Consider the following 20,559-nt stretch of genomic DNA (forward strand, 5'->3'; position numbering starts at 1 on the left):
TCCCGTTCGTATGAGTCGCGAGGAGGGGTCCCAGGATGGCGAGGCAGTTACGCGCCGAACAGACCCGGGCAACGATCATCACGGCCGCCGCCGATCTGTTCGACCGGCAGGGCTTCGAGTCCACGAGCCTGAGCGACATCGTCGCGCACGCGAAGGTCACCAAGGGGGCGCTGTACTTCCACTTCGCCGCCAAGGAGGACCTCGCCCACGCCATCCTCGAACTCAACGCAGGCGCCGCGAGAGCGCTCGTCGCCGAGGTCGAGAGCCACGGTTACTCCTCGCTGGAAGGCCTGATGCGCACCACGTTCGGGATCGCCGGGCTCGCCGTGGAGGACCCGGTGCCGCGCGCCGCGCTCCGCCTCGCCACCGCCGACGTCGCCGTACGGCCGCCCCTGCGGCACCCGTTCACCGAATGGCGGGAGTTCGCCACCCGGAAGTTCACCGGAGCCGTCAGGGAGTCCGATGTGCACGGCGATCTCGACGTGGGCATCGTCGCGCACTCCCTGGTCTCCTTCTTCATCGGCACCCGGGTCGCCAGCCGCTCGCTCGAACCGGTAGGACGGCTTCCGCGCCGGGTCGCCGAGATGTGGCACCTCCTGATCCGGGGCCTGGTGCCGGTGCACCGCCGCCCCCGTTACGTCACGCTCGCCACGCAGCTGGAGCGGGAGATCAGAACCGCCTGACCCGCGCGATACGGTGACGGACATGCCCTCCACCCCGTTCGCACCCGTGATCCTCGGCAACGAACCCGGCTCGTTCCCGCACAGCGTGCTGGCCGAGCGGCACCCCGCGATCATCGGCCGGGTACGCGACGCCTTCCCGTACGGCCCCCGGCAGCACCGGGCGCTGGACGAGCTGCTGAAGAGCTGCACCGAGGGGACGGTCGAGCCGCTGCCCGCCGATGCCCCGGACCGGGACCGGTGGCGGGAGTGGGGCCTGGCCGGCTGTGCCGGGAGCTCCTGGTACGACGTGCCGTGGCTGTGGTCCGAGAGCTACTTCTACCGCCGGCTGCTGGAGGCCGTCGGCTGGTTCGGCCCCGGCGCCTGGCAGGGCATCGACCCCTTCCGCCCGTTCAAGCGAGCCGAACTCGACGCGCCGGAGACGGACGGGGAACTGGCCGCACTGGACGCCCTGCCCGGCCTGCCGGAGGAGGAGCGGGCGCATGCCCTGCTGCACGGCTCGCTGTGGGGCAACCGCGCCGACCTCGGCTTCCGGCTCTCCGCCGAGGGCGCCGAGGCCCGGGACCCGGCCCCCGCGCTGGTCGCCGACGACAGCGCGGCCCTGTGGTCGCTGCTGCCGCCCGGCAACGCGGCCACGCTCGTCCTGGTCGCGGACAACGCGGGCCGCGAACTCGTCCCGGATCTGCTGCTGCTCGCCCACCTTCTCGCCGAGGGCCGGGTCGCGCGGGCGGTGCTGCACGTCAAGCCGTACCCGTACTACGTCTCCGACGCCACCACCGCCGACGTCGTCGACGCGCTGCACCGGCTGCGCGCCGCGTCCGGCGCGGCCGCCGAGTACGCGCGCGTGCTCTGGTCGGCCATGGCCGACGGCCGCCTCACCGTGCGCGCCCACCCCTTCTCCTGCGCCCCGCTGCCGTATACGGAGATGCCGGACGACCTGCGCGCCGAGTTCGCCGCGGCCACGCTGACCGTCTTCAAGGGCGACCTCAACTACCGGCGTCTGGTGGGCGACCGGCTCTGGCCGCCGACCACGCCCTTCCAGGAGGCGTCCCGTTACTTCCCCGGCCCGGTCGCCGCACTGCGCACCCTGAAGTCGGACGTGATCACCGGCCTGTCCGCGGCGACCGAGGCCGCGCTGGTGGCGGCCGAGGACGGGCGCTGGCGCACCAGCGGCACGCACGCGCTGATCCAGGTGTCCGGCGCCGACCTCAAGTGACCTGCAGCGGCAGTGACTTGATGCCGTTGATGAAGTTCGAGACGAGCCGCCCGGCCGGTGCCGCGAGCCGCGGCTCGGGAAGCACCCGCAGCACCTCCTCGTGCAGCAGCCGCAGTTGCAGCCGTGCGAAGTGGGCGCCGAGGCAGACGTGCGGGCCGTCACCGAAGGACACGTGCGGGTTGGGGGAGCGGGCGAGATCGAGCCGGGCCGGATCGGTGAAGACCCGCTCGTCCCGGTTGGCCGAGGCGTGGAAGACCACGACCTTGTCCCCGGCCCGGATCCGCTGCCCCGCGAGTTCCGTGTCCCGCGCGGCGGTGCGGCGGAAGGTCAGCACGGGCGGATGCCAGCGCAGCAACTCCTCGACCGCGGTGACGAGTTCCGTCTTGCCCGCGCGCAACGACGCGTAGGCCTCCGGGTGCTGCGCCAGCGCCAGCAGTCCACCGGGGGCCGCGCTGCGCACGGTGTCGTTGCCCGCGACGGTGAGCAGGAAGAAGAACATCTCCAGCTCGCCGTCGGCGAGTTCGGAGTCGTGGGCGAGGGTTGTCATGACGTCGTCCGCCGGATGGTCCCGCTTGTGGGCGGCCAGCTGCCGCGCATAGGCGAACATGTCCTTCAGCATCGCCGGGGACCGCGGATTGACCGGCTTTCCCGCCTCGTCCAGCACCGGGGGACCGGCCTCGTCCGGGTCCTGGTAGCCGATGACCCGCTGCGTCCAGTGCAGCAGCAGACGCCGGTCGCTCTCCGGCACACCCAGCAGATCCGCCAGGTTGAGCAGGGCGTACTCGTCGGTGACGGCGGCCACCAGATCGACCGTGCCGTCCCCTTCCCGCGCCTGCCGAAGCGCCCCGGCGAGCAGGGTGCGCGCCCGCTCCCGGGCGGCGGCCGCGAACCGGTCGATCCGGCCATGCGTGAACGCCCGGCTCACCAGCCGCCGCAACCGCCCGTGCCGCGGCGGGTCCTGATTGAGCATCATGCGCCGGATGAACGGCAGATCCTGCGGATCCGGGTCGCGGATCTGGGTCGCGCCGAGATGAGAGGAGTACGCCGTGGCGTCCTTCAGCACCCGGACGACGTCCGCGTGCCGGGTCACCGCCCAGAAGCCCGGCCCGGCCGGCCAGCCCAGCACCTCCGGCTCCTCCTGCCAGACGACCGGATGACGGTCGCGCAGCAGCCGGTAGTCCTCGTGCGGCACACCGACGGCGTACCGGCGCGGGTCGAACACGTCGGGCACCGGCCGGGTCTCGCGCACGCTCACGCCGGCTCGCTCGCGTCGGCAGTGGGCACGGCGGCCGCCGAGTTCATGGCGGCCGCCGGGTTTTCGGCAGCCGCGGGGTTTTCGGCGGCCGCCGGGTTCTCGGCGTCCGCGCGCAGGAAGTCCTCGACCACGCGGATCAGATCCAGCGGGGCCTCGTCCATCGCGTAGTGCCCGGCGAACGGCAGTGTCACGAGCTCGGCACGCGGGTACCAGGACATCCAGGTCTGCCGCATCACCTGCGGCGACAGGGCGGGGTCCAGCTCCCCGGCCACGGCGAGCGCGGGAACCTCGCTGCCCTCGACGTCGGCGTGGAAGTCCTCGCCCGCCCACGAGTCCAGCCAGGCCCGGAAGGCCTTCGCCTCGCTGCGCTCCAGCGAGCGGGCGACCATCCGGTCCAGCCAGGCGGCGGGCCGCCGGCCCCCGGTGGTGAAGTCGAGGATCGCGCGCCGGTTCTCCGGCTTGTGCGCGGCGTCCGCGAACAGCGCGCCCTGCCCGTCGGCCAGCGGCACCCCCGAGGCCGGCACCGGGGAGACGCCGACCATCCGGCGCAGCCGGTCCGGGACCGTCGCCGCCAGCCGCTGTGCCACCGCGCCGCCCATCGAGTGCCCGATCACCGAGAACCGCTCCCAGCCCAGCCGGTCGGCCAGCGCCACCAGGTCCCCGGCCGCCTCGGCCGTCGTGTACGCGCCCGCCGCGTCCCGGGCCTCGCCGTAACCGCGCAGGTCGACCAGCGCATAGGTGAAGCAGGTGCGGTCGAGGTCCGGCAGGACGGCGGCATAGGCGGACCGGTCGGCGAACCAGCCGTGCACGGCGAACACCTTGTGGGCGCCGTCGCCGTGCACCTCATGGGGCAGCACAAAGGAGGTCATGCGCCTACCGTGGCCCGCCGGCGAGGGCACGGCAAGGGTGCGGACGGGGCATACGCGGGGCCCCGCGACGGTGCTCGTCCGAGCCCGGAAGTTCCCCTGTTCCCCGGCGGTTCACGCGATGGTGTGATCATGTCCCGCACGTCGGATGGGCGTGGGAGGCCGCGGGTAGGGCCCCGGCCATGACGCAGCCGTTCGAACTCCCGCACTTCTACATGCCGTATCCCGCGCGGCTCAACCCGCACCTCGACGAGGCACGTGCCCACTCGACGGAGTGGGCACGCGAGATGGGCATGCTGGAAGGGTCCGGGATCTGGGAGCAGGCCGACCTGGAGGCGCACGACTACGGACTCCTGTGCGCCTACACCCACCCCGACTGCGACGGACCCGCTCTCTCGCTGATCACCGACTGGTACGTGTGGGTGTTCTTCTTCGACGACCACTTCCTCGACATGTACAAGCGCACCCCCGACCGCTCGGCCGGAAAGGCCCACCTGGACCGCCTGCCCCTGTTCATGCCGCTCGACCTGGCGACCCCCGTGCCGGAGCCGGAGAATCCCGTCGAGGCGGGGCTGCAGGACCTGTGGGCGCGTACGGTGCCGTCGATGTCCGTGGACTGGCGCCGCCGCTTCTCCGTGGCCACCGAGCATCTGCTCAACGAGTCGATGTGGGAGCTGTCGAACATCGACGAGGGGCGGATCGCCAACCCCGTCGAGTACATCGAGATGCGCCGCAAGGTGGGCGGCGCCCCCTGGTCGGCCGGGCTCGTGGAGTACGCGACCGCCGAGGTGCCCGACGCCGTCGCCGGCACCCGGCCGCTGCGGGTCCTCATGGAGACGTTCTCCGACGCCGTCCACCTGCGCAACGACCTGTTCTCCTACCAGCGCGAGGTCGAGGACGAGGGCGAGAACAGCAACGGCGTGCTGGTGCTGGAGACCTTCTTCGGCTGTACGACCCAGGAGGCCGCCGAGACCGTCAACGACATCCTCACCTCACGCCTGCACCAGTTCGAGCACACCGCGCTCACCGAGGTCCCCGCCCTGGCGGTGGAGAAGGGCCTCACCCCGGAGCAGGTCGCCGCGGTCGCCGCGTACACCAAGGGACTGCAGGACTGGCAGTCCGGCGGCCACGAATGGCACATGCGCTCCAGCCGCTACATGAACAAGGGAGCACGGCCCGGCTCGCCCTGGCAGCTGCCGAGCGGCCCCGGCGTCTCGGCCGCCGACGTCGGCGCGCTCCTCGCCGCGGCCGCGCAGGAACGCCTGCGCGCCTACACCCACCTGCCGTACCAGAAGGTCGGCCCGTCGATCCTGCCCGAGTTCCGGATGCCCTACCGGCTCGAACTGAGCCCCCACCTCGACGACGCGCGCCTGGGCCTCGTGGACTGGTCGCACCGCATGGGCATCCTGGAGGAGGGCGTCTGGGACGAGGACAAACTCGCCGCCTACGATCTCGCCCTGTGCTCCGCCGGCCTGGATCCGGACGCCACCCCCGAGGCGCTCGACCTCAGCGCCCAGTGGCTCGCCTGGGGGACCTACGGCGACGACTACTACCCGCTGGTCCACGGCCACCGCCGGGACCTCGCCGCCGCCCGGCTGACCACGGCCCGGCTGTCGCAGTGCATGCCCGTCGAGGGCGAACCGGCTCTCGTCCCGGCCGACGCGATGGAGCGGGGGCTGACCGACCTGTGGGCGCGGACGACGGCCGGCATGACCGCCGGCCGGCGACGCACCCTGAAGGCCGCCGTGGACACGATGACCGAGAGCTGGGTGTGGGAGCTGTCCAACCAGCTGCAGAACCGCGTCCCCGACCCGGTCGACTATCTGGAGATGCGGCGCGCCACCTTCGGCTCCGACCTCACCCTGAGCCTGTGCCGCATGGGCCACGGCACCGCCGTCCCGCCGGAGGTGTACCGCAGCGGCCCGGTCCGCTCCCTGGAGAACGCCGCCATCGACTACGCCTGTCTGCTCAACGACATCTTCTCGTACCAGAAGGAGATCGAGTTCGAGGGCGAGATCCACAACTCCGTCCTGGTGGTGCAGAACTTCTTCGGCGTCGACCACCCGGCCGCCCTCCGGGTCGTACACGATCTGACGACCCAGCGCATGCAGCAGTTCGAGCACGTCGTGGAGCATGAACTGCCCGCGCTCTACGACGACTTCCAGCTCTCGGCGGCGGGCCGGGCCGCCACGGACGGCTATGTCCTCGACCTGCAGAACTGGATGGCCGGAATCCTGAACTGGCACCGGACCGTGGACCGCTACAAGGCCGAGTGGCTGAGCCGCCGCTCACACCGCTTCCGGCCCGACCGGGCCCCGGCGCCGCCCGTCCACCTCGTCAGCTGACCTCGCAGCTCGTCAGCCGACCTCGCCGGGCCGCTCGACCACCTTCCCGCCGGCCTTGTCCAGCCCCGAAGTTCGACCACGGCGGCGCACACGGCGGACATGGGGAGGGCCACACGGGCTGAGCCGCGGCGGCGGCCTGCGACTTACGGGCGCGCCGGGCTGTCCGAGGGCCGGTGGTCAGAGGGCGTACCGTCGGCTGGTCGGGCGCCCCGACGGCTCGGGTGGCACGTCGGCTCGGTGGCCTGACGGCTGACATTTCGATGACCGGGCGGCCCGGAGGGCCCGGAGATCCGGGCCCGGCGACCCGGCAGCCCGGCGGTTCGAGAACGGTCGGCCGCCGTGCGCCGGGTCGAGGCGCGGTGGGGCGAGGGGCGGCGGTTGTCAGGCCGGCCGGGCGAGCCCGGACACCGCGTGGCCGACCGCGGCTCGCGCCAGGGCCCGGATCATCGGGTGCGGACGCGAGCCGTCGCCCGACAGCTCCGGCTGGAACAGGGACGCCAGGAAGAAGGGGTGGCCGGGCAGTTCGACGACCCGCCCCGGCGGCCGGTCGCGCCCACCGCGGCGGGAGAGCGGCTGCTGGAGCACGCGAGCCCGCTGCTGCTGCGGCTGGACGCGGCCCGCGCCGACATCCTCCGCATGGCCGCCGCACCCCAGCGGGGCCTGACCCTCGCCACCACTCCGACCGCACTCGGCGCCGGCGTCCTCGCCGCCCTCCCGCCGGCCGGCGTCACCCTGCGCGTCCTCACCCGCGCGGAGATCCCGCCCGCCGTCGCCACCGGCACCGCCGACCTCGGCCTCGTCGACGGGCTCGCCGCACCCAGTGATCCGCTGCGCCTGCCGGACGTGGCACCGCTGACCACGCACGGCCTCGCCGAGGAACCCGTGAGCGTCCTGCTGCCCGCCGGCCACCCCCTCGCCGCACGGGCCGGCCTGCGCCTCGACGACCTCGCCGACGCCCTCTGGCTCGACGCGCCCGGCGCCGCCCTCCCGCTCGACCAGCTGCGCGCCGCGACCGGCGGCCGCGCGTTCCGCTCCGCCTTGCGCTACGAGGGCACCGACCTGCGTACCCTCACCGCCCTCGCGGCCGCAGGACACGGCCTCGCCCTGCTGCCCCGCTCGGCCGCCACCGCCGTACCCGGCGCGGTCGCCGTCCCGCTCACCGCGCCCCGGGTCGTCCACCGCACGGAACTCGTCCACGGCGGGAGTCCCGGAGGAGCGGCGCGGGAGGTGGTGCAGAGGCTGGTGGGAGCGGTGTGATCACCTCACCGCGCCCGTGGACCCCGGCGTCCGGGCGCGCCCCGACGCCCGTCCCGGGGGCTATGGCTACCCTCCGCCACGCTCCGGCCAGTCTCACCCGTTCGTGTCTCGTCGCAGCCCCGCGCCCCGGGTAGAGCATCAGCCGGAGGCGAGCGAACCATGGAACAGACTGCGTTGCGTCCCAAGCCGATGCCCGGTCAGGACCCACGGGAGGGCGGCACCACCGGCCCGACCCACCACCCGCACGCCGCGCCACGGCGCGGACGGCGGGTGCGGACCCTGCTGTTCGTCCTGTGCATCGGCATCCTGCTGGTGCTGTCCGGCGTCGGCATGGGCACGGTCGGCGCCACGGTGATCGGTATGAGCAGGCTCGCCGAACTGCAACGCCAGGCCCCGCCGAGCGCACCCCCGGCCAGGGGCATGCCCACCGCCCCCACCGCCGCCGCCACCCCGAGCCCCGGCCCGGCCGCCGCGACCGGGGCGACCCTGGGCGTGGAGGTCGTCGACGCCGAGAAGGCGGGCGCGCTGGTCGTGGGCGTGCATGTGCCCGGCCCCGGCTATGCGGCCGGCCTGGTCCGCGGGGACGTGCTGCTGCAGTTCGGTTCCGCCCGCGTGGACACCGCCGCCGACCTCGCCCGGGCCGTCGCCCAGGCCCACCCCGGGCAGCAGGTGCTCCTCACCGTGCGTCACAGCGGAGGGGCCTACCAGCAGTTGACGGTCGTACCGGGCGTGGCGACCTGAGCGGACCGGCGCGGCCCCGCCCCACGGCACTTCGGCGGGGCCGGCGCGGGCCCCCGCCTCACGACCTCTCGGTCACCCCGGGAAACCCGCTGGTCACCATCCGCCCCGCGCGCCATGATGGCCCCATGCCGAGTCCCTTCCGAGCCGACCGCGCCCTGCGGGGAGCACCGGCGATCGGCTCGCGTGACCCTGTCCGGCCGGGCAGGATGCTGCCCGAGACGCCGTCGCCCGTTTCCCCACCCGCCCGGAGGCCCGGATGACCGGTAGCACGCCCGCGCTCTTCACCGCCGCCGACTACAGGGCCCGCATGGAGCGTGCCGCGCGCTCCGCGGCCGACGCCGGCCTCGCGGGACTGCTCGTGGCACCGGGACCGGACATGGTCTGGCTCACCGGCTACACGCCCACCGCCGTCACCGAACGGCTCACCGTGCTGGTCCTCACCCCCGGTCAGGACCCCGTGCTCGTGGTGCCGACCCTGGAGGCCCCCGACGCCGAGCACGCGACCGGCGCGTCCGCGCTCACCCTGCGCGACTGGACCGACGGCAAGGACCCCTACGCCGTCACCGCCGCCCTCCTCGACGGCCACGGCCGGTTCGGCATCAGCGACAACACCTGGGCCATGCACCTGCTGGGCCTCCAGCGGGCCCTGCCGGACACCTCCTACGCCTCTCTCACCGACGCCCTCCCCATGCTGCGCGCCGTCAAGGACGACGCGGAACTGGAACTCCTCGCCGCCGCCGGAGCGGCTGCCGATGCAACGTTCGAGGAGATCCGCAAAGTTCCCTTCGCCGGCCGCCGCGAGTCCGACGTCGGCCAGGACCTCGCCGGCCTGCTGCGCCGCTTCGGCCACTCCCAGGTCGACTTCACCATCGTCGGCTCCGGCCCCAACGGCGCCAACCCGCACCACGAGGTCGGCGACCGCGTCATCCGGCGCGGCGACATGGTCGTCCTGGACTTCGGCGGCCTGAAGGACGGCTACGGCTCCGACACCACCCGTACCGTCCATGTGGGCGAGCCCACCGAGGAGGAGCGCCGGGTGCACGACATCGTGCGCGAGGCCCAGGAGGCGGGCTATCAGGCCGTACGGCCCGGGACGGCCTGCCAGGACGTCGACCGCGCCGCCCGCGCGGTGATCACCGACGCCGGGTACGGCGAGTACTTCATCCACCGCACCGGGCACGGCATCGGCGTCACCACGCACGAGCCGCCGTACATGATCGAGGGCGAGCAACAGCCCCTCGTGCCCGGAATGTGCTTCTCCGTCGAGCCCGGCATCTACCTGCCCGGCCGCTTCGGGGTGCGCATCGAGGACATCGTCACGGTGACCGAGGACGGCGGCCGCCGCCTCAACAACACCACGCGCGATCTGGTCATAGTGGACTGAGAGACCACTGAGCGACCCAGGAGACACACTCTCGACGACATCCAGGAACGGCGACGCGCGACCCATGACCCAGGCACCGACACCCACTGCGGACACCGTCCGTAAACTGGTCCGTTCGCTGCTCAAGGAGGGCGGCGACACCGCGGGCCCCGAGGTGCGGCCCGTGGCGGAGGGCCGTGTGTACACCTGGTGGGTCGGCACCCGCCATGTGCTGCGCCTCGCCCCCGACCGCGAGGCCTCGGTGCTGCGCCGCCGGGAACTGCGCCTGCGCGAGCTGCTCCGGCCGCACATGCCCGTCGCCGTCCCCACCAGCGTCGCGCACGGCGACTGGGCGCCCGGCCTCGCCTACACCCTGGACACCAAGGTGCCCGGCGGCACCGCGGACGAGCACGACGTCTCCGCCGTCGGCGAGGCCGACCTCGCCGGGCTGCTCACCGGGCTGCGTGCGGTGCCCGCACGGCAGGCCGAGGCGCTCGGTGTGCCGCGCACCGCCCCGCGCTCCCTGGAGGCGCTGCGCCGTATGGCCGTGCACGCGGCCGAACGGCTCGGCGCCGCCGACGAGTTCGACGCCGCCCGGATGCTCCAGCTGACCCCGCCCGGTGCGGCCCAGCTCGCCGCGCAGCCCGGCACCGCCGTCCTCACCCACCACGGTCTGACCGGCGAGCACGTGGTGGTCAGCGCCGACGGGCGGGTGCGCGGCATCCTGGACTGGACCCGGGCGGCCCTGGGCGACCCCGCCGAGGACATCGCCGGCCTGGCCGTCGCCGTCGGCTCCCCGGCGGCCGTCCGCGCCGCCACCCTCGCCGGCTACGGCGCCCGCCCCTGCCTGCGCGGCCTGTGGCTCGCCCGCTGCGACACCGTCATCCACCTCACCGACCAACTGGAAGGCCGCGCGGGCGGTTCCCCGGCGCTGCTCCGGACCCAGCTGCGGCGCGCGTGGGAGCCGATCCTGCTGGAGCGGTTGTCGGACTTCAAGGAGGACGAGTCGGAGCCGTAGACCGCCGAGCGCGGGCGTGCACCGGCCGCCCGACGGGACGGCCGGGCGGCGTGCCGCCGTCGCTGCGAGCCGTAGACCGCGGGACGGCACGGCCGGGTGCGGAGGCACCGACGGGCGCCCGCTGGGTGCCCCAGGGAGCGCGGCCCGGCACACCGCGAGCCCGCAGCCGGCCCCGGCCCGGCGCCGACGACACCCCCGCCGCCCCGGCCACCGGGCCCGGTTCAGGGCTGCGCCAGCACCACGCACGACTCCCCGGGCACCTGGAGCAACCCGTCCGGTCCCGGAAGCTCCACCGGCTCCCACGCCGCCAGGACCACCGCGGGGCGGGTGCCCAGCGGGATCGCCGCCGGGGCCTTGCCCAGGTTCACCACCACCCGTACGTCACCGCGCCGGAAGGCCAGCCAGCGGGCGTGCTCGTCGTACGCCACCTTCGTGTCGGCCAGGTCCGGGTCGGTGAGATCCGGCTGCTCGTGCCGGAGGGCGATCAGCCGGCGGTACCAGTCGAGCACACGCGCGTGGGGCTCGCGTTCCGGTTCCGACCAGTCCAGGCAGGACCGCTCGCGGGTCGCCGGGTCCTGCGGGTCCGGTACGTCCTCCTCCGCCCAGCCGTGCGCCGCGAACTCCCGCCGCCGGCCGCGCCGTACCGCCTCGGCCAGCTCCGGATCGGTGTGGTCGGTGAAGAACTGCCAGGGCGTGCCCGCCGCCCACTCCTCGCCCATGAACAGCATCGGCGTGAACGGCGAGGTCAGCGTCAGCGTCGCCGCGCAGGCCAGCAGACCGGGGGAGAGGCGGGCGGAGAGCCGGTCGCCCTGCGCGCGGTTGCCGACCTGGTCGTGGGTCTGGCTGTAGCCGAGCAGCCGGTGCCCGGCCACCCGCGCGCGGTCCAGCGGCCGGCCGTGGTGCCGGCCGCGGAAGCTGGAGTACGTGCCGTCGTGGAAGTAGCCACCGGTGAGCGTCTTGGCGAGCGCGGCGAACGGGGCGTGCGCGAAGTCCGCGTAGTAACCCTGCGACTCACCGGTCAGCGCGGTGTGCAGCGCGTGGTGGAAGTCGTCGTTCCACTGCGCGTGCAGCCCCAGACCGTGCTCCGCGCGCGAGGTGATGAGCCGCGGGTCGTTCTGGTCCGACTCGGCGATCAGGAACAGCGGCCGGCCCAGTTCCTCGGCCAGAGCGTCCACGGCCGTCGACAGCTCCTCCAGGAAGTGGCACGCACGCGTGTCGTACAGTGCGTGCACCGCGTCCAGCCGCAGCCCGTCGATCCGGTAGTCCCGCAGCCAGGCCAGCGCGCTGCCGACGAAGAACGCGCGCACCTCGTCCGAGCCGGGCCCGTCCAGGTTCACCGCCGAGCCCCACGGCGTGTGGTGCGCGTCGGTGAAGTACGGCCCGAAGAGCGGCAGATGGTTCCCGGACGGCCCCAAGTGGTTGTGCACGACGTCCAGCACGACGCCCAGGCCGAGTGCGTGCGCCCGGTCCACGAACCGTTTCAGCGCCTCCGGGCCGCCGTACGGCTCGTGCACCGCCCACGGCGACACCCCCTCGTAGCCCCAGCCGTGCCGCCCCGGGAACGGACACACCGGCAGCAACTGCACATGGGTGACCCCCAGTTCCACCAGGTGCTCCAGCCGGGCCGCCGCCGCGTCCAGGGTGCCCTCCTCGGTGTACGTGCCCACGTGCATCTCGTACAGCACGGCACCCGGCAGGCCCCGCCCCGCCCACTCGGTGCGCCACCCGTGGCGCCCGTGGTCCACGACCGCGCTCAGCCCGTCGGGTCCGTCAGGCTGGCGGCGTGAGCGCGGGTCGGGCCGCACGGGGCCGTCGTCCAGCGCGAAGCCGTACCGGGCGCCGTCCCCGGCCTCCGCCTCCCCCGTCCACCAGCCCGCGCGCTCGGGATCGCGCGCCAACGCGCGCGTGCCGCCCTCGCACTGGAGCGTCACTCGGTCTGCCTGCGGTGCCCACACCTCGAACTGCACGGACGGTTCCCCTTCGTCTGCGATGTCTCGCCTGCCCACCGTGATGTCCCGCGCCCCCATCGTGCCCGCCGGGACGATCAATCCGCCTTCGCCTCCGTCCTTACCCGGTGGGTGTCGTGGAAGTACCCGCAGATCGGCGTCGATTCCCCGTTTTCTGGACACCCGGGGTCCACTGCCCGACAATCACCTGCGTGACGTCGTCCTTCGAGTTCTCCACGTACCCCGCGCGGCTGTCCGACGCGGAGCGCGACGAGGCGCTGCAGGTGCTGCGTGACGGCGTCGCCAAGGGCCGGCTCTCGCACGACACGTTCGTGCGCCGCATGGAGCTGGCGCTGGCCGCCCGCCGTGCCGACGAACTGGCCGCCCTCGTCGCCGACCTGCCCCGGGAGAACCGGTTCTCCCGCGCGGTCCTCGGCACCGTCGAGGCCGTCTCCGGCTTCACCGTACGGCTGCGCCGGGCCTGGCAGGCCGAGCGGCTGCCCAAGCTGCTCCTGCCGCATCCGGCGCACACCCATCCGCTGCGCATCGGCCGCGACCCGGCCAACGGGCTGCGCCTGAACCACGACACCGTCTCCCGCGTACACGCCGAGCTCAGCCGGCAGGGCGGCATGTGGGTCCTCAGGGACCTCGGCTCCACCAACGGCACCACCGTCAACGGCCGCCGGGTGATCGGCGCGGCCGTCGTCAGCGAGGGCGACCAGGTCGCCTTCGGCAGGATGGCGTTCCGGCTCGCCGCGAGCTGAGCGGCGAGGGCCGGTCCCGTTCGAACGGGTGCTCCCAGTACGCGCGCGTGCTGTCCCGATCGGGTGAGCCGGGCTGGGGAACGCGGGCCGGCATGCCGATGCAAGAGGGCATGACGTACATCACCAGAGCGACAGCGGCGGTCGGCGCCCTGCTGGCAGCCGCCGGGCTCCTCGCCGCGGCCCCGGCCCACGCGGCGTCCCGCGACCTCCTCCCCGGCAACTGGCTCTACCTCACCGTCACCAAGGGTGAGGCGGGTTCGAGAGACGCCCGGGGCACCCTATTGCTGTGCGATCTGCCCCTGGGCCACCCGCGCGCGGCCGACGCCTGCGCCGAACTCGCCGCCGCCGACGGAGACATCGGCCGCATCCCGCCCAAGCGCGTCTTCTGCCCGATGATCTATGCCCCGGTGACCGCCCGCGCTCGCGGCCGGTGGCACGGCCGGCCGGTCCAGTTCCGGCAGACGTACGCCAACACGTGCGTCATGAACGCGCGGACCGGCGCGGTGTTCGCCCTGGACGGCTGACCGTCGATCGAGTGGTGCGGCGGGGGCCCAGCCGGCTCACACCGCCCGCTCCCGGGCCTGCTGCGCCGCCACCAGCACCGTCCGGGACTGGTGCTCCACCTGATGCTCCAAGGGCACCCAGCGGGCCCGGAAGCGCGCCGCGAAGGCGTCGCACCAGTCGGCGACGAGCTGTTCCAGCCGCGGTGCCGCCCGGTCGTCCGTCTCCCGCAGCACCCGCAGCAGCATCGCCGCCGCGCGCAGCGGCAGCCGCCGCCCGAAGGCGTCCACACTGCCGACGTGCGCCATCGTCGTACCGGCCGGCGCGGTGTGGATCCAGTCCTCGGCCAGGCCCGGAATCAGCTCCAGCGCCCAGCGCGCCGCCCGCAGCAGCGGGCCGTCCGCGCCGTCCAGGCGGGGCAGCGCCTCGGCGAGGATCCGCTCCACCTCCAGCGAGTCCCGCAGCAGCCGCTGCGCCAGGCGCCGCATCGCCGCCGCCGGAGCCGGGTGCGGCGCCGGATCGTCCACCAGGTCGCTCGCCCACATCGGCACCTCCACCACGGCCGTCAGACCGCCGTACCGGTGTGCGTGGTACCAGGTGCTGTGCCGGGCGTCGTCCGGCATGCTCGGGTAGGCGACGCCCGTCTCCGGGCCGGGCATGACATGCACCCCGGGGCCGGAGGCCGGCCAGCCGGCGGCGTCCGAGGCGCCCGTCTCCACCGGGATGTGCAGCTGCGCGGCCGACTTGGCGAACGGCTCCGCGAGCCCCGGCACGTCCTTGGTCAGCTGCACCCAGCTGCCACCGAGATCGGTGCCGTGCAGGGTCACCTGGAGGTAGGGCCGCAGCTCGTCGATCACCCCGGTCAGCGTCCGGGTCTCGGGCGGCAGTCGGTCCGGGGGCAGCACGGACGGCGACCACTCCGGCTGCTCGGCACCTGTCGGCCGGTAGAAGCCGAGGTGGTAGTCGAGCAGGCTGCGCGGCGCCGGCGTCACATGCAGGCTCGCGCCGTCCGGATCGGCGCACAGCAGGAAGTGCCAGGACGTGTCGGCCCGCAACTCGCGCTCGGCCAGTACGCGTTCCGCCAGCACCCGCAGGGTGGAACCCCCGGTCGGCTCGTTGGCGTGGGCGCCGGCGACCACCAGCACCGCCCGCCGGGCGTGCCCCACCGACAGCAGGTGCAGGGGTCTTCCCGCGCGCGAGACGCCCACCCGCCTGAGCGAGCACAGCCCGGGTTCCTGAGCGGCCAACGCCTTCGCGGAGGCGATCAGTTCGGGAACGCTGGGGTAGCGCAGCTCCGGCAGAAGACTCACCCCCGACTTGTTCCGCCCGGCTTCGCCCTCCAAGTCCCGCACGGGAAGGGTGAACTGTCAAGTATTCGGCGGGGGAGGCTACCGGGGGCGCCCGGACGGAATCCCGGGGGCGCGGCCGGCGCGGTGCGTGCCGTGCGTTCACTGCTGGTGCAGGCCGCGTCCCGCGAGCGTCAGGAACACCTCGCCCACCGCCTCGGACAGCGTCGGGTGCGCGTGCACATACCGGGCCACGTCCGCGGCCTCGGCGTCCCAGCCGACGACCAGCTGGCTCTCGGCGATCATCTCCGACACGTTCGGGCCGACCAGGTGCACGCCGAGCACCTGCCCGCCGCCGGCCTCGGTGACGACCTTCACCATGCCGCCCCGGCCGTGCACCATGCCCTTGGCCACCGCGGTCAGCGGCATCGTGTTCACCTCGACCGCACGCCCACGCGCGCGTGCCTCCGTCTCGCTGAGCCCCACCGAGGCGGTCTGCGGCGCGGAGTACGTCACCCGGGGCACGGCCGCGTAGTCCACCGCGGCCGACGGCAGGCCCGCCAGGGTCTCGGCGACCAGCAGGCCCTCCGCGAACGAGGCGTGGGCGAGGCCCGGCGAGGGCGGCGGCAGCAGGTCCCCGACGACATGGATGCCCGGCACGGCCGTCTCCAGCCGGTTCCAGTCCGCCGGTACGACGAACCCCCGCTCGTCCGTGGAGAGCCCGGCCGCCGCCAGGTCCAGGCCCTCGGTGACCGGCACCCGGCCGACGGCCACCAGCAGCCGCTCCGCCTCCACTGTGCGTGTCTCGCCCCGCGCGGTGCGCACGCGCGCGTGAACGCCGTTCTCCAGCACCTCCGCGTCCAGCAGCCGAGCGCCCGCCTGTACGTCGATCCCGCGCTTCTTCAGCCCGCGCGTCAGATGCCGGCTCACCTCGGCGTCCTCCAGCGGAACGATCCGTTCCGCGGCCTCGACCAGGGTGACCTCCGCGCCCATCGACCGATGGAAGGAGGCGTACTCCACGCCGATCGCGCCCCCGCCCAGCACCAGGACGGACTCCGGCAGCCCGGGCGCGAACAGCGCGTCGTCGCTGGTCACCACCCGCCGCCCGTCCGGTGGGAGCCCCGCGAGCGTGCGCGGTCGCGAGCCGGTCGCGAGCACGATCCCCCGGCGTGCGATGAAGTCGTGAACGCCCGGCGCGGATTGCGGCTGCCCGCCCGGCGTGGGATCGGTGAGCGGGCGGGTGACAGAGGCGTGTGCGCCCCGCGCATGCGCATTCAGCGCGCCCGGCGCCGAATCAGTGCGCACGCCCTCCACACGCACCATGCGCGCCCCCGTCAGCCGTGCGCTGCCCCGCACCACCCGCACGCCGGCGTGCGCCAGATGCGCCTCGACCCCCTTGTGGTTGCGCGCCACGATGTCGTCCCGCGTGGCCACCAGCGCCGCCCAGTCGACCGAGTCCAGCGTGGCCTTCACGCCCCACCGCTCGCGTGCCTCGGTGATGCCGTCGACCAGTTCGGCGGCGTGCAGCATCGCCTTGCTCGGGATGCAGCCCCGGTGCAGACAGGTTCCGCCGACCTTGTCGCGTTCGACGAGGACGACGTCAAGACCGAGGGCGGCGGCGCGCAGGGCGGTGCTGTAACCGCCCGTGCCGCCGCCGATGACGATGACGTCCGCTGTGTTCGCGGCCGGTGTGCTCATGCCCCGTGTGCTCATGCCCCCACCCTCCGCCCGCCCCTTGCCATGAGTCCAAGGCAATGTTCTTGTGGAAGCCATGCAGGATGCTTATGCGGAGCGGGGGAGGACGCGGAGTTGAGCCTGCGGCAGATGGAGTACTTCGTGACGGTCGTCCACGAGGCGTCCTTCACCCGCGCGGCGGAGGCCCTGCACGTCACGCAGCCCGCCCTCTCGCACCAGATCAAGGCCCTGGAGAAGTCGGTCGGCGGCGCCCTGCTGGAGCGCATGGCCCGCGGTGTGCGCCTCACCCCGATGGGGCGGGCCTTCCTGCCGCACGCCGAACTCGCCGTCCGCAGCGCCGCGCAGGCCCGCCGCGCGGCCCGCGCCACCGCCGGCGCCGAGGGCGGCGAACTGCACGTCGCCACCCTGCACTCCCTCGCCGTCGGCGTCCTGCCCGATGTCTTCGCCCGCTGGCGCAAGGACCATCCTCGGGTCCTGCTGCGCCTCCACGAGTACGCCACCGCCGAGGCGCTGGAGGAGGCCGTCCAGCGCGGCACCGCCGACCTCGCCTTCGGCCCGGAGCCCGCCGACCCGCCGGGCACCGTCGTACCCGTCGGGGAGGAGGAGCTCGTCCTGGTGGTCCCGTTCGACGACCGGCTCGCGGGTCGTACGACGGTGACGCTGCCCGAGCTCGCCGACCGCGCCTGGGTCCGCTGCGCGCTGGAACCCGTCGTCCACGGCGAGCGCTTCCTCGACTGGGCCTGCGGGAAGGCGGGGTTCCGGCCACGGACCGCGGTGTGGACCGAGCACACCTCGACGGCCGTACGGATGGCCGCCGCCGGGGTCGGCGTCTGCGCCGCGTCCGCCGACGTCGTGCGCGGGGCCGTGGGCGAGGACTGCGTGATCCTCAGCCCCGATCCGGCCTGGAAGCGCCCCCTGACCGTCTACGCGCGCGTGCCGCCCACCGGCGCCGCCGAGGCCTTCACGGACCTCCTGCGCACCACCTGGCCCGCCCCGGGAGCCGCTCCGGTCCGCTGAGGCCCCTCAGGCGTTCCGCCCTGCCGCTCACCCCTCGGCGACCCGCTCCAGCAGTGCCACCGGCAACCGGTCGAACAGGTCCGCCACGCGCGCGTCGCCGGTGAACTCCCGCTCCGGGGCCAGCACATCCGCCCACCGCCCGGGCGGCAGTGCCAGCCGGGTCTCCCGCCAGCGGCCCGCCTCCGCGAGCCGCAGCGACAGCCGGGTCACCGCCGTGACGACCTCACCGGAGCGCGCGAACGCCACACAGTGCCCGGCCGCCGGGCCCTCGGCGGTCAGCGGATCGTACGAGGCCGCCGCGCCGAACGCGCCGGGACGGCGGGCCCGCAGCCGCAGCGCCGCCGCCGTCAGCGCGTCCTTCTCACCGGGCGCCTCGGGCGGGAACGCCACCGGACGCCGGTTGTCAGGGTCCACCAGCGCCCGGTACTCGCCCTCCGTGCCCTGGTACACGTCCGGCACCCCGGGCATCGTCAGATGGACCAGGGCGGTGCCGAGCACGTTGGCCCGGATGTGCGGCTCCAGCGCCTTGCGGAAGGCCGCCACCCGCTCACCTGGCGGCCCACACGGCCCCGCCGCGACGAACGAGGCCACCGCCTCCTCGTACGGCGGCTCCTGCTCCGTCCAGCTGGTGTACATGCCCGCCTCGCGCACATGCTTCAGCAGTGCCTGCTGCACCCGCTCCTCCTCGGCCGGCCCCAGCCCGAACACCGTCTGCCAGGCCGCCCAGGCCAGTTGCCCGTCCGGCACACCCGCGCCCTCCTCGGGCCGGTTCACCTCGGCCAGCAACTCCGCCCAGCGGTCCGGGCACTCGGTGAGCACGGCCAGCGCGGCGCGCACGTCGGCGCTCCGCTTGGTGTCGTGCGTGGAGACCGCCGTGCCGGTGCCCGGCCAGTCGCGCTGCACACGCGCGCAGTACGCGTGGAAGTCCTCCGGGGACACCCCGGGCCGGCCCGGATCGCCGCCCACCTCGGTCGCCGACAGCAGCGGCACGTAGCGGTAGAACGCCGTGTCCTCCACCGACTTGGCGCGCAGCGCCGACGCGGTCTGCGCGAACCGGGTGCGGAACTCCACCCGGTCGGCGTGGTCCGGCGCCGAAGGATCACCGGGGGACTCGACGAGCAGCCGGCGCACGATGCCGACGGCCTCCGCCTCCTCGGGCACCACGAACGCGAGCCGGGCCTCCTCGGCGGCCTCCTCGGTGACGACGGCGGCCGCGTCACCGGAGGCGTACGGCCGGTACACCCGCATCCGCACCAGCAGCTCCTCCACGGCCGTGCGCAGCGCCCAGGGAGCCCGGTCGCGCAGACCGAGGTCCGGCGAGGACGCGCACAGCCGGGTGGCCACCCGGGTGAGCCGGTCGGCCTCGGCGGCCAGCTCGTGCGTGAGCACCTTGTAGGCGGCCCGCCGCGCCGTCGCCTCCCAGTTGCCGCCCCGGTCCGTCTGCGGCGCGGCGAACGCCCGGTAGCGGCCCAGTAGTTCGTACGCCCCCGTCTGGTCGGTGAACAGGCCGTCGACCTGGCGCAGGGCGTCGTAGCCGGTGGTGCCCGCGACGGGCCAGGAGGCCGGGAGCCGTTCGCCGTCGGCGAGGATCTTCTCCACCACCGTCCAGCGCCCGCCGGTCGCCTCGTGCAGCCGCGCGAGATAGTCGTCGGGGTCGGCGAGCCCGTCGGGGTGGTCGATGCGCAGCCCGTCGATCACGCCCTCGCGCAGCAGCTGGAGGATCTTGGCGTGGGTGGCGTCGAACACCTCCGGGTCCTCCACGCGCAGCCCGATCAGCTCGGAGATGCTGAAGAACCGCCGGTAGTTCAGCTCGGTGCGGGCCAGCCGCCACCACACCGGGCGGTACCACTGGGCGTCCAGCAGCTCCGGCAGCGGCAGGCCGTGGCTGCCCTCGCGGAGCGGGAAGGCGTGCTCGTGGTAGCGCAGCACGTCGCCGTCCACCACGAGGTGCTCCAGCTGCGAGCCGACCGGACCGCCGAGCACCGGCAGCAGCAGCCGCCCGTCCTGCGCCTCCCAGTCGATGTCGAACCACCGGGCGTACGGCGATTCGGGTCCCTCGCGCAGCACCTCCCACAGGGCGTGGTTGTGCCGGGGCGCCATGGCCATGTGGTTCGGCACGATGTCGGCCACCAGGCCCAGACCGTGCTCCCGCGCGGTCCGCGCCAGCGACCGCAGACCCTCCTCACCGCCCAGTTCCTCGCGCACGCGCGCGTGGTCCACCACGTCGTAGCCGTGCAGCGAGCCGGGCACGGCCTCCAGGACGGGAGACAGATGCAGGTGCGAGACGCCGAGCGACGCCAGGTACGGAACGGCCGCCGCGGCGGCGGCGAACGGGAACGCGGGCTGGAGCTGCAGCCGGTAGGTGGCGGTGGGCACCTCCGGTCCGAGTCGCGCAGAAGTCATGGAAACGTACGTACCCAGCCCGCCGCCTTTCGTGTCATCGCCCCCCGAACGGACTCATGCTCGCCCCTTCCGGCCTACTCGCCCCCTTCCGGCCTGTGCGACGAGAACGGCCTCCCCGCGCGGGCCGGGCTCGGAGATCGCGTTGCCGTTCAGGAACACCGTCAGGGCGGACGCCCGTGACGAGTCCCAGTCCCGCTGGGTCATCT

At 74.1% G+C, this 20,559-nt stretch carries 16 protein-coding genes; 10 read left to right on the plus strand and 6 right to left on the minus strand.

All coding sequences use genetic code 11. The features are described from left to right. The first annotated feature begins 35 nt into the window (after positions 1 to 35). On the plus strand, positions 36 to 683 hold the full coding sequence (locus tag ACZ418_RS38840; protein ID WP_468372497.1) for a ScbR family autoregulator-binding transcription factor: 648 nt from the start codon (positions 36 to 38) through the stop codon (positions 681 to 683). A 22-nt stretch (positions 684 to 705) separates the two neighbouring features. Continuing rightward, positions 706 to 1,896 carry a damage-control phosphatase ARMT1 family protein gene (locus ACZ418_RS38845; RefSeq protein WP_468372500.1) on the plus strand — a complete coding sequence of 397 codons (1,191 nt, stop codon included), beginning with the start codon at positions 706 to 708 and terminating at the stop codon, positions 1,894 to 1,896. Here the strand turns inward: ACZ418_RS38845 and ACZ418_RS38850 are convergent. Beyond that, a complete protein-coding gene (locus ACZ418_RS38850) occupies positions 1,889 to 3,151 on the minus strand; it encodes a cytochrome P450 (RefSeq protein ID WP_468372502.1) in 1,263 nt (420 codons plus the stop codon). The two genes, ACZ418_RS38845 and ACZ418_RS38850, sit on opposite strands and share 8 nt — an antisense overlap. Continuing rightward, positions 3,148 to 4,020 carry an alpha/beta fold hydrolase gene (locus ACZ418_RS38855; protein WP_468372505.1) on the minus strand — a complete coding sequence of 291 codons (873 nt, stop codon included), beginning with the start codon at positions 4,018 to 4,020 and terminating at the stop codon, positions 3,148 to 3,150. The genes ACZ418_RS38850 and ACZ418_RS38855 overlap by 4 nt, the downstream gene beginning before the upstream one ends. A 179-nt stretch (positions 4,021 to 4,199) precedes the next feature. On the opposite strand from ACZ418_RS38855, the gene cyc2 reads away from it, so the two are divergent. The 5 genes from cyc2 to ACZ418_RS38880 all read left to right on the plus strand — a co-directional run bounded on the left by cyc2 (position 4,200) and on the right by ACZ418_RS38880 (position 10,741). After that, the gene (gene cyc2 / locus ACZ418_RS38860) at positions 4,200 to 6,362 is read left to right on the plus strand and encodes a germacradienol/geosmin synthase Cyc2 (RefSeq protein WP_468372508.1); all 2,163 of its coding nucleotides are present in this window, start codon (positions 4,200 to 4,202) and stop codon (positions 6,360 to 6,362) included. A gap of 483 nt (positions 6,363 to 6,845) precedes the next feature. Beyond that, positions 6,846 to 7,619 (plus strand): LysR substrate-binding domain-containing protein, encoded by a 774-nt coding sequence (locus ACZ418_RS38865; protein ID WP_468372546.1) that lies wholly within the window; start codon positions 6,846 to 6,848, stop codon positions 7,617 to 7,619. A 159-nt stretch (positions 7,620 to 7,778) separates the two neighbouring features. After that, positions 7,779 to 8,360, plus strand: a complete 582-nt coding sequence (locus ACZ418_RS38870; protein WP_468372510.1) for a PDZ domain-containing protein — start codon at positions 7,779 to 7,781, stop codon at positions 8,358 to 8,360. A 256-nt stretch (positions 8,361 to 8,616) separates the two neighbouring features. Further along, positions 8,617 to 9,744 carry an aminopeptidase P family protein gene (locus ACZ418_RS38875; protein ID WP_468372513.1) on the plus strand — a complete coding sequence of 376 codons (1,128 nt, stop codon included), beginning with the start codon at positions 8,617 to 8,619 and terminating at the stop codon, positions 9,742 to 9,744. A 64-nt stretch (positions 9,745 to 9,808) separates the two neighbouring features. Then, positions 9,809 to 10,741: a phosphotransferase family protein gene (locus ACZ418_RS38880; protein WP_468372516.1), complete on the plus strand. Its 933-nt coding sequence runs from the start codon at positions 9,809 to 9,811 to the stop codon at positions 10,739 to 10,741. 221 nt (positions 10,742 to 10,962) lie between these two features. Here ACZ418_RS38880 and treZ read toward each other — a convergent pair whose 3' ends face one another. Next, positions 10,963 to 12,708 carry a malto-oligosyltrehalose trehalohydrolase gene (gene treZ, locus ACZ418_RS38885; protein ID WP_468372518.1) on the minus strand — a complete coding sequence of 582 codons (1,746 nt, stop codon included), beginning with the start codon at positions 12,706 to 12,708 and terminating at the stop codon, positions 10,963 to 10,965. A 191-nt stretch (positions 12,709 to 12,899) separates the two neighbouring features. On the opposite strand from treZ, the gene ACZ418_RS38890 reads away from it, so the two are divergent. Together ACZ418_RS38890 and ACZ418_RS38895 are read left to right on the plus strand one after the other, a co-directional pair. Next, a complete protein-coding gene (locus ACZ418_RS38890; RefSeq protein ID WP_468372520.1) occupies positions 12,900 to 13,451 on the plus strand; it encodes an FHA domain-containing protein in 552 nt (183 codons plus the stop codon). Between the two features lie 92 nt (positions 13,452 to 13,543). Next, positions 13,544 to 13,975: an SSI family serine proteinase inhibitor gene (locus tag ACZ418_RS38895; RefSeq protein ID WP_468372522.1), complete on the plus strand. Its 432-nt coding sequence runs from the start codon at positions 13,544 to 13,546 to the stop codon at positions 13,973 to 13,975. Between the two features lie 36 nt (positions 13,976 to 14,011). Here the strand turns inward: ACZ418_RS38895 and ACZ418_RS38900 are convergent, their stop codons facing one another. Both ACZ418_RS38900 and ACZ418_RS38905 read right to left on the minus strand, forming a co-directional pair. Beyond that, complete coding sequence (locus ACZ418_RS38900) at positions 14,012 to 15,262, minus strand: M14 family zinc carboxypeptidase (protein WP_468372524.1); 1,251 nt, start codon at positions 15,260 to 15,262, stop codon at positions 14,012 to 14,014. A 138-nt stretch (positions 15,263 to 15,400) separates the two neighbouring features. Next, a complete protein-coding gene (locus tag ACZ418_RS38905; protein ID WP_468372527.1) occupies positions 15,401 to 16,951 on the minus strand; it encodes an FAD-dependent oxidoreductase in 1,551 nt (516 codons plus the stop codon). Positions 16,952 to 17,047: 96 nt separating this feature from the next. Between ACZ418_RS38905 and ACZ418_RS38910 the strand changes: the two genes are divergently transcribed. Then, on the plus strand, positions 17,048 to 17,950 hold the full coding sequence (locus ACZ418_RS38910; RefSeq protein ID WP_468372530.1) for a LysR family transcriptional regulator: 903 nt from the start codon (positions 17,048 to 17,050) through the stop codon (positions 17,948 to 17,950). Positions 17,951 to 17,977: 27 nt separating this feature from the next. Here ACZ418_RS38910 and treY read toward each other — a convergent pair whose 3' ends face one another. Continuing rightward, entirely contained in the window at positions 17,978 to 20,353 is a 2,376-nt protein-coding gene (gene treY, locus ACZ418_RS38915; RefSeq protein WP_468372532.1) for a malto-oligosyltrehalose synthase, read from the minus strand. Positions 20,354 to 20,559 lie beyond the last annotated feature (206 nt).

It is taken from the genome of Streptomyces sp. NPDC030820 (assembly GCF_055572075.1).